At 26.8% G+C, this 9183-nt stretch carries 6 protein-coding genes; all 6 read right to left on the bottom strand.

What is annotated here, in order from left to right:
- Nucleotides 1-231: 231 nt before the first annotated feature.
- The 6 genes from EXC46_RS00415 to EXC46_RS00440 all read right to left on the bottom strand — a co-directional run bounded on the left by EXC46_RS00415 (nt 232) and on the right by EXC46_RS00440 (nt 9135).
- The gene (locus EXC46_RS00415; RefSeq protein ID WP_027333693.1) at nt 232-3165 is read right to left on the bottom strand and encodes a DUF262 domain-containing protein; all 2934 of its coding nucleotides are present in this window, start codon (nt 3163-3165) and stop codon (nt 232-234) included.
- Nucleotides 3158-4408, bottom strand: a complete 1251-nt coding sequence (dcm, locus tag EXC46_RS00420) for a DNA (cytosine-5-)-methyltransferase (protein WP_027333694.1) — start codon at nt 4406-4408, stop codon at nt 3158-3160. The genes EXC46_RS00415 and dcm overlap by 8 nt, the downstream gene beginning before the upstream one ends.
- 300 nt (nt 4409-4708) lie before the next feature.
- Nucleotides 4709-5533, bottom strand: coding sequence for a SprT family zinc-dependent metalloprotease (locus tag EXC46_RS00425; protein ID WP_027333695.1), 825 nt, complete (start codon nt 5531-5533; stop codon nt 4709-4711).
- Between the two features lie 8 nt (nt 5534-5541).
- Entirely contained in the window at nt 5542-7371 is a 1830-nt protein-coding gene (gene pepF, locus EXC46_RS00430) for an oligoendopeptidase F (RefSeq protein WP_044888907.1), read from the bottom strand.
- A gap of 9 nt (nt 7372-7380) precedes the next feature.
- Complete coding sequence (gene rsmG / locus EXC46_RS00435; RefSeq protein ID WP_027333697.1) at nt 7381-8088, bottom strand: 16S rRNA (guanine(527)-N(7))-methyltransferase RsmG; 708 nt, start codon at nt 8086-8088, stop codon at nt 7381-7383.
- Nucleotides 8089-8160: 72 nt separating this feature from the next.
- Entirely contained in the window at nt 8161-9135 is a 975-nt protein-coding gene (locus tag EXC46_RS00440) for a ribose-phosphate pyrophosphokinase (protein ID WP_027333698.1), read from the bottom strand.
- Nucleotides 9136-9183 lie beyond the last annotated feature (48 nt).

Below are 9183 nucleotides of genomic sequence, written 5' to 3' on the forward strand. Positions count from 1 at the left end.
GGGCGCAAAGCACAAATAAAACCATATTTTGGATCATAAAACTAATTGCGATCTTCATTGCATTTAAAACCAGTTTTTTATAGCTGGTTTTTTATTTTTCAAAAAGTAATATAAAAATCTAAAAGAGAATGCAACTATAATAATTTAGAAGTGATAAAAATGTTATAAATTTTTTGTTTTAGATAAAAAAGAACACCTTTTTATAAGCATCAAAAGGTGTGCAAAATTGTTTTATTTATCTTTTTTAACAGAGTAAATATCTTTAATAGTAGCAATTAATTCTTTGTTTCTGTTTTCTATTTTTTCTTTTGTTCATTTTTTATCAAGAGCGAAAAGTTTGATTTCTTTCTTAATTTCATTGGTTCTTTGTGTTAACAATTCTTTTAAATTATCTAACTGTTTTGTATCGGCTTTTTCAATTGATAGATATTTTCCGTCAAAAGATTTTTGATTGCTTTCGGCTCTATATTTATCATATTTATCTTCAGGTTTATTATTGCTTGTTTGAATATTTCCAGTCATATTCAAAATAAAACCGTTGCCTAGTGAATTAATAATTCCAGTTTCTTTATCAGCTTCTTCAATTTCGTGATCTTTATCTTTTTCTTGAATGTTTCTTGGATAGTAGTGTTCTCAACTAGATTTATCACTAAATAGCCAAATAAAGTGTTCAGCATTTGTGTTTTTAAGATATTGAGCTTCTGGGAAGTTCTCAAAATCATTCATTAAGAAAAATTCAATTCTTCTCATTAAAACGATGTTGTTTTTATTAACGTTTGCTTTCTTGCGTGAGTCTTCTGATAGTTTGCTTTCAATGTTGTTTGAAAAATCAAAAACAATCTCATCAATTGTTTTATTTTGATCAATTCAGTTGTAAAGCTCTGTTCTAAGTTCATCTATGGTTGTGATTTCGTTATTAAGGATTTTAATTGCTCATCCTTTAACAACATTTCTAATTGATTGACCTTCGAAGTGACTAGTTTTTCAAATTAATTGAAACCTTTCGATTTCGAAAAGCCACTTAATAGCTTCATTAAATTTCTTTGCGTTCTGACTACGATCAAAGCCCTCAAAATTGAGTATTTCAAATTTCTTTAAAATACTATAAACAACTAAAAATAAAACAGTGGTATCTGAAACTTTTGTGAGGTGCACAAATGGAAAAATAGTTTTAAGTAAAGTGATGTGATCTTTGTTAATTAATTCATTAAATTTATGTTTATTTTTATCTAATAACTTATCTAACTCTTTGTTGTTTTCTAAAAGTATGAAGTGAAAAATTCACACTTCTTTAGAAATAGCCTTTAAAAATTTGTCATAATCGTTTTTGTGCTTCTCAAAAACTTGTTCAATAAATTGTTTAATAACAAAATATGATTTATAATCACTATTTTTTTGATTTGATCCATCTATATTGTATTTATAACTTATAAAATCGGCAAAAAGATCAATCTTCTTCTTATCTTCAAGTGTTGCGTTGGTAGATTTATAAAAATGTTTAGACACATGATTTCTAAAAGTTTTAACTGATTCTTTGTGTTTGTTTGTGTCTCATAATTTATAAATTAGCGAATTAATTAAATCAATGTTACTGAGTCTTTGACTAAGAAGATTCATTTTTTCGAAAATTTTGTCTTCATATTCGTTAGACACAAAAAGAATGTTAAAATATAGATTTTCTATAAAGGCTTGCAGAAAATCTTCGATTGATTTTTTGTTAGTTAATCTACCGTTTAAAAGTCCTCAAATATAATCTAGATTATTTTTGATTTTATATTTAAACTCCTTCTTATTTTTAGCAGGAAAAATTTCTGTGATTTTTTGAACATTGCTAGAAAAGAGATCTTCTAGATATTGATATGATTCAGATTCTTTATAATCTGGATTATTTTTAAATCATGAAATGTGTTTATAAAACATTTCTAAAAAGATATCAGGGATTGCTATTTTATCTAGGTTATTTTTGTTATAAAGCAAGATAAGCTTGTAAAGTGCATAAGAAATTAAAATAAGTGAAATTGTTCTTTGTTGTCCGTCCACAATGTTAAGATCGTTATTTTTTTGCGAGAAAGTAATTGACCCTAAAAAGTGTTTTTTATTTAAATTTTGCGAAAGTTCAAAAATATCTTCAAATAAAATATCAAGTAATCTTTCATCTCATGAATAGTTTCTCTGATAAAGAGGGAGGTGAATTTTGTTTTGAATTGTTGAAAATCGAAGGAGATAATGTAAATTACATACTGACGAGTAAAAGATTTTATTTTCTTTGATTGATTCTAATGATGAAGGAATGCTTTCATAATGATTATGTGTTGTATATCAAGAATCAATTTCTTTTTCAGTGTATGCTGCGTGAAGTTCTTCTTGTGTTCTTAATTTTTGTTTTAAACCTAAAACAGTTATAAAGCGGTCAATCATACTTTTTAAGACTAATTTATCTTGGTCTTGAAAAATATAATTACAAAAATCTTTTCAATACGGAACTGCTTTAATTACGTCGGCATTTAAGTGGTTTTTGATAAGATTAAAATCTTCTGAGCCAAAATCATTTTGAAGATTACTTGCAATTGCTGCAATCATTGAATTCATTCAATTGCTATCAGTTGAAGTGAATATTTCTATGAAACTCTCACTCAAATTTTTCATTAGATATTCATAAAAACCAATTTCTTTATTTTCATCATCTATTTCTGATAAATCATCTTCTTTGTATCTATTGTATTCATCTATTATGTTTATGTAATTATTTAAATATTTCACAACTTTGTTGCAAGCGTATTTTTGAATTCTGAACTCTCACCTACTTAAATATTCGTTTTTTAATTCTTTTTGAAATTCTTTATTTAGAGTAAATACTCAATTATTATTTTTCTCACTTTCTACTCTTAAAATACCACAAATTTGTAAAATTGTAACAACCTGACGGATAGTTGTTTTAGAAAAAGAATCAGATCTTTCTGACTTGTAAAATGTGAATTTTTCTCTCGATTCATCTTTGTAGACAATTTCATCTACTGTAAAATAGCTGCCTAAATCACTTTTAACATATTCTGTTGAGAAATTCGTGTCAGTAATTCATTTTAAGATCGTGCCATTTATATACGATTGAACACCTGTTCCTATTGTTCACATTCCATTTAAGAAGTTTTCGCTCTTTTTACTCATTTTTATCTCCTTTGTTATTTAATAAGTGGATATTTCAAATTGCTTCGAAAATTCTTTTCAAAACATTTACATCAATTGAATTTCCTGCTTGTCTTCAAAGTGACTCTTTGTTTAAAATCCCTTTATCAATAAAAGGTTTTAATTTGTTAAAATCTTTGTCTTCAAATCCCATAATTTTGTAGCTTTCTCTTGGTGAAACGAACCTATAATTAAGTTTTTTGGAGTTATTTGATTTAAAGTTTAGGTATCCTATATTCGGGATTCTGTCTTGTTTTGTTGTTAAAGTATTAATTTTGTAGTTATTTTTGTGTGCTAAATCTAAATCATTAAGATTTCTACACTCCAAAATCATTCTTTGTCTTGAAGGTGTGTTATTAACTGTGTATTTACTAAGTTCTTGAAGATCTTGATTGTTTAAATCGAAAATCTTGTGATATTTCTTTCTTCTTTGTTCTAGATCAGTTAACTTATACTCTTTACCTAAACTTAATAAATATTCTTTATATTCATCATCATTTTTAAATGGAGTTTTGATGTGTTTTAATACACTAATAGCAAAAACTCTTTCTCTTTTTTGTAATGAACCAAAATCATCAGCATTAAATACAGCGGTGAAAGTTTTATAACCTAGTGATTTTAAAAATTCCTTTCATTGCTCATATTCTTCATGATATTGCCTGACTAAATTTTTTACATTTTCCAAAAGTAAGTATTTAGGTTTATTTTTAGATTGCTTCAGAATTTTTCCAATTTGTCAGATCAAATGACTTGTACTTGAATCATCGATAATTCCTTTTGAGCGACCCATATTAGCAATGGATAAACCTTGACAAGGAAACGAATATGTTAACAAATCAATTTGATGCTGGTCTAAAATCTCTCCTGAAACAGCGTTAACATCAGGAAAATTATTATTTAAATAATTAGCTACTGATAAAACCTTTTTAGTTTCAAGTGGCATTCTTTTAATATTTTTGATAGGAGTTTTAGAATTACTACTAAAAATGCGTTTAGACAAATACTCATCGATTTTTTCTTCTTGTGAAAACTGTTGATTGATGATTTTTTTTATTTTTGATTCATTTAGACCGTTGTGAATTGAAGCATAAGAAATAATTGCTCGAATATCTCAATCTGATGTCGCAACCACCTCGAACTCACTTTTTTTATATTTATTAACTCATGAAATACTTTTGTGTTGTGCACCTATACCAGCAAAAGCTTCAAAAACTCTAATTTTCATAGCTTAAAGCGGCACGCAAAAAAGCTGAATGCAAAGCACTCAGCTCTTCCGGATTTCTTAATGAATTAATAAATTGAAAAAGTGGAAATGAATTTAACAAAATAAAGCGTCTAATATATATATATATATATATGCATATAATTTATAACATTTTTCATAGCTAAATTATATTATAATTTTCTCTTTTAAGCACAGAAAAACAGTCATAAAAGTATCTTGAAGTACTAATAACTTTTTAACAATAGTTTCAAATTTATATCAAAAAAGAGCAAAGCAGATTATCTTGCTATTGCTCAGTTTTTATATTTTTTTAAACTTAGAATTTGGTGCAACATTAAATGAATGTAATAATTTAAAGTCTTTAAAATGTTGCTCGCCTATTTTGTAAAATTTTGGAGAATGTCCACCTTCATTATTTAAATGCTGATGAATAATCTCATGTAAAATTGTTTTTTTGATTAAATCTGAAGAAGAAGCAACTAAAGATGTTGTGTAAACTATTTTGCGAATCTCTAGATCTTGTGTTTTTCTTATTTGTGAAACAGCAATTGTGTCTTTTTTTGGTATTTTTTCCTTAATTTCAAACTCAATTGGTGGTAAATTAAATAAATCACCGTAAGCGTTTTGTCAAATTAAAACAATCTCTCTTAATCTCTTTGTCATGAAATCGATTAAATAACTTTTTCTTGTCATAACTCTTTTAAAATCTTGCGGCAAGAGAAAAAATTCAATTGTATCATCGCTTATTTTTCAATCATATTTTGCGTTTTCGAGTATCTCTGTTTGTGTTCAAATTAGTTTATAAACCCTACCTAGATAAACTATTTTTCCTGGGTTTAATATTCATTCATTTTGTACAAAATAAATATCTCTGAGATACTTTATGTAGTAATCTAAAAATTTATTAAGTTCCAAAACAAAAAAATTGATATTTTTTCATCCGTTCAATATAAAAAGTTCTAAAAGATCTTGAGTTGTATAAATTAATATGTGATGTTTAGGGTCATTATCATTGCTAACGTGTTTATCGTTGATATAGAATTTAAAATCATTCTTTCTTTTTGATCATAAAGTTTTAAATTCTAATTCAAAAATTGTGTCATTATAAAAATATGTTTCTACCATCTTGTGTTTTATTTAAATAATTCCTTACCTAACTCGATTCATTCTTTAATAAGTTCTTCGACATAGTTAAAAGAATCTGTATAGAACGAATCTTGTGTAAAGTCAATACCCGCTTTTGCTAGGATATTTAGAGGTCAGTCGCTATTTCCTAATGATAAAAAGTTGTTGATATATTTTTCAACACCTGCGCTACCTTCTTTTTTGTATTGATTAAAGAAATAGGAAGCACAAAGATGTCCAATTGCATATTTGTAAACATAAAATGAATAATAAAAATGTGGCACATAAATACTTGCTATTAAATCTTCTTCATTGTATTTTTGCTTCTTGTTGTAAGCATATTTTTGATGATTTTCATAATATAAATGACTAATTGAATTTCAATTATTCATTGGAACATTATTTTCAAACGATTTTAAAAATGAATATTCATAATTTGATCATTCTGTTTGTTTAATTACTGTATTAATAAAATTATTAATTAAATTATCAATTAACACAAATCTTGCTTTTTTGCTTTTTGTAGTTGTTAAAAGATAGTCATAAAGCATGAGTTCATTAAAAACAGATGCAATCTCTGCAAGAAAAATTGGATATTGACTATTATTGATTTTTTGTCTTGTATCTGAAAAGTATGAATGTAAAGAGTGACCAAGTTCGTGTGCAAGTGTGCCAACACTTCTTAAATCACCAGCGAAGTTCATTAAAATATATTTTTTAGCAATTCCATAACTGCTTCCAATAGAATATGCTCCACCTCTTTTACCTTTAGCACTTAAAAAGTCGATTCAGTTTTCTTCCATTGCTTTTTTAATTTGTTCGTTATATTCTTGGCCAAGCGGTTTTAAACACTCTGAAACAATTGCTTTTGCTTCTTCGATTGTATAAGAACTTTTGACATTAAGTAAATCTCTAGCAACATCTCATTTTTCCATTTTTGATCCAAATCTCTTTTTATAAAATTTGTTTTTATAAAAATAATATTTGTTGAGTTTATTGCTATTTTGTGAAACTTTATCATAAAGATTTAATAATAAATTATCATTGAATTTATCTTCAAAAGTAAGATATTCAGTTGTGCTTGAATAATTTCTGGCTTTTGCTTCTAATTGATATTCCTTAAAGTTTTGATATAAAAGTTCAGATAAAAGACCTTTATGTTTTAAATATGCTTTTGCAAAATTTTGATATGCCTGTTTTCTTACTTTTTTGTCTTTGTGTTTTAAGAGTTTTTTATATGTTACAGGACTTAATGATAATTTACGATTTTTATCAGCAACAACATCTTCGAATACTAATTCGCTATTAGTTAAGATACTAAATGCTTTTTGAGCTCCGCCTTGCGAGGGCGATTTCTTTAATACATATTCTTCTACTTCATTACTGAGTTTGTGTTTATTAAACTCAATTAAGGTTTCGATATTGTGTTTATAGTCCTTTAATCTTTCATCTTCTTTTCATACCTTGATTTTTTCAATATGTTCAAAAAAACGATTGATTTCAGAACCAAAAAGTAAGTTAAGCTCATTTCTTTTGCTGTCAAACTTTGCTTTTAAATTGAGTCATTTGTGATTAGTTAAGTCTGTATTAATATTATTGGAAATGTAATTTGATAGTTTAAAATAAACTTGAGTTTGCTTATCTTCGAGCTTTAAATCTTGTAAAAATGAGTCAATGTTTGAATATTTAGAATCTTTGTTTTCGATTCTTTGTTTAAATATATCTTCATAAATCGAAAGTCATTTATCAAAAGATTTGCCTTCTAAAATATCTTCTAAATTTCATTTGTATTTAGAAGGAATATCTTTGTAATTTTTATATTGTTTATAACTTTTCATATTAACTAATTATTTTCCTTTTTGTGTTTTCTTTTTGATATCTTTTCATAAATATGGGAATTCTTTAGGTGTGCTTCTTAATTTTTGGATTTCAACAATCACGTTGTGTCTTTCAAAGAAATCATGATCGAAGGGCATAATTTCTATTTTAGTTTTTAATTTATCAAGAATATCTTGTGCTTCTTTTAGTTCGTTTTGGTAGTTAATACTTTTTAATAATGACATTTTTCCATTGAGCTTAACAGTGTGAAAACCTGCCATTAATAAGCTTCGAATATCACTAACAGCACGTGCTGTTACTATATCAAAGAGATTTTTTTCTTTTTCTTCTTCGACTCTTTTTGCAAAAACTTTCACCTGATTTTGTAGTCCTAATTTTTCAACTGTTTCATTGAGAAAATTAACCCTTTTTTGAATAGGTTCATAAATTGTAAATTTTACATTTGGTTTTGTAAGAGCAAAAGGAATTGATGGAAAACCAGCTCCAGCTCCGATATCTAAAATTGAAAAGCCTTCACTATTTGAATAATCTTTAGTAATTTCTAACATAAATAGTAAAGATTCTAAAATACCTTCTTCTCACAATCTTTCACCAGAAAAACCTGTTAAATTCATTACTTTATTTTTTTCTTCAATTAAATCAGCATATTTTTCAAAAAGAGCAAAATCTCAAGAATGTTCTACACACATTTGTTTAACTATTTCTTTTTTTAACATAATAACTCGCTTATCATTTTATATAAAAATATTGCTTTTCAAATCTAGCAAATTAGAAAAGCAATACATGATTTATAAATTTTTAATTTCTTCTTTTAATTCGTTGTATACATTTGAAATGCTTCCTCTTGTTAAAGAAGCATTTACAACTTTACCTAAAAATTCACCTAATGATACAATTTCTAATTTTGTAAATTGTTTAGATAATTCATAATTATCAATACTATCTGTAACAATAACTTTTTCAACATTAGGATTGTTTTCAAAAATCTCAAAACCTTTAGTGAAAATACCGTGAGTAGCCGCAACGATAACTTTTTTAGCTCCGTTGTTTTTGAGTGTATCAACAGCTTTTAAAATAGTTCCACCTGTATCAATAATATCATCTACTATAACTGCATTTTGGCCTTCAATATCACCAATTAACCCCATAACTTCGGTTTGATTTACACCAATTCTTCTTTTGTCAATAATACAAATTTTAACTGTATCAGCGATTAATTCTGCTAATTTTCTAGCACGCACAGTTCCACCATGATCAGGCGATACAACTGTGAATTTTTCTTTCATCTTTTTAAGAGCTTTAGCAAGCGGATATTGACCTTTTAAATCGTCCACTGGAATGTTGAAAAAACCTTGGATTGAAGGGTTGTGTAAGTCAACGCAAACAACTTTTGTTGCTCCTGCTACTTGTAATAAGTCTGCAACTAATTTTGCTCCAATAGGTTGTCTTCCGCTAGCTTTACGGTCTTGTCTTGCATAACCATAGTAACTTAAACACACAGTAATACTTTTAGCACTTGCTCTTTTAAGTGAATCTAAAAAGAGTAAAAGTTCCATGATGTTATTATTAACAGGTCTAGATGTTGAAGCTATAATAAAAACATCTTTATCTCTAACGGTAGGTTCCGAAACCATCATTATTTCTCCGTCGGCATAAACTGTTTTGTTTACTTTTGATAATGGTAAACCAACTAAATTCGAAACTTGTTCAGCCAATTTAAGTGAGTTTTCCATACCGAATAATACTGAATTTTTTTTGTCCATTTTTTCCTCTAAAAATACATAAAATCATCCTTTTATTTGATTACTTTT

This window comes from Mycoplasmopsis glycophila (genome assembly GCF_900660605.1).
In the GTDB taxonomy this organism is placed as follows: Bacteria; Bacillota_I; Bacilli_A; order Mycoplasmatales; family Metamycoplasmataceae; genus Mycoplasmopsis; species Mycoplasmopsis glycophila.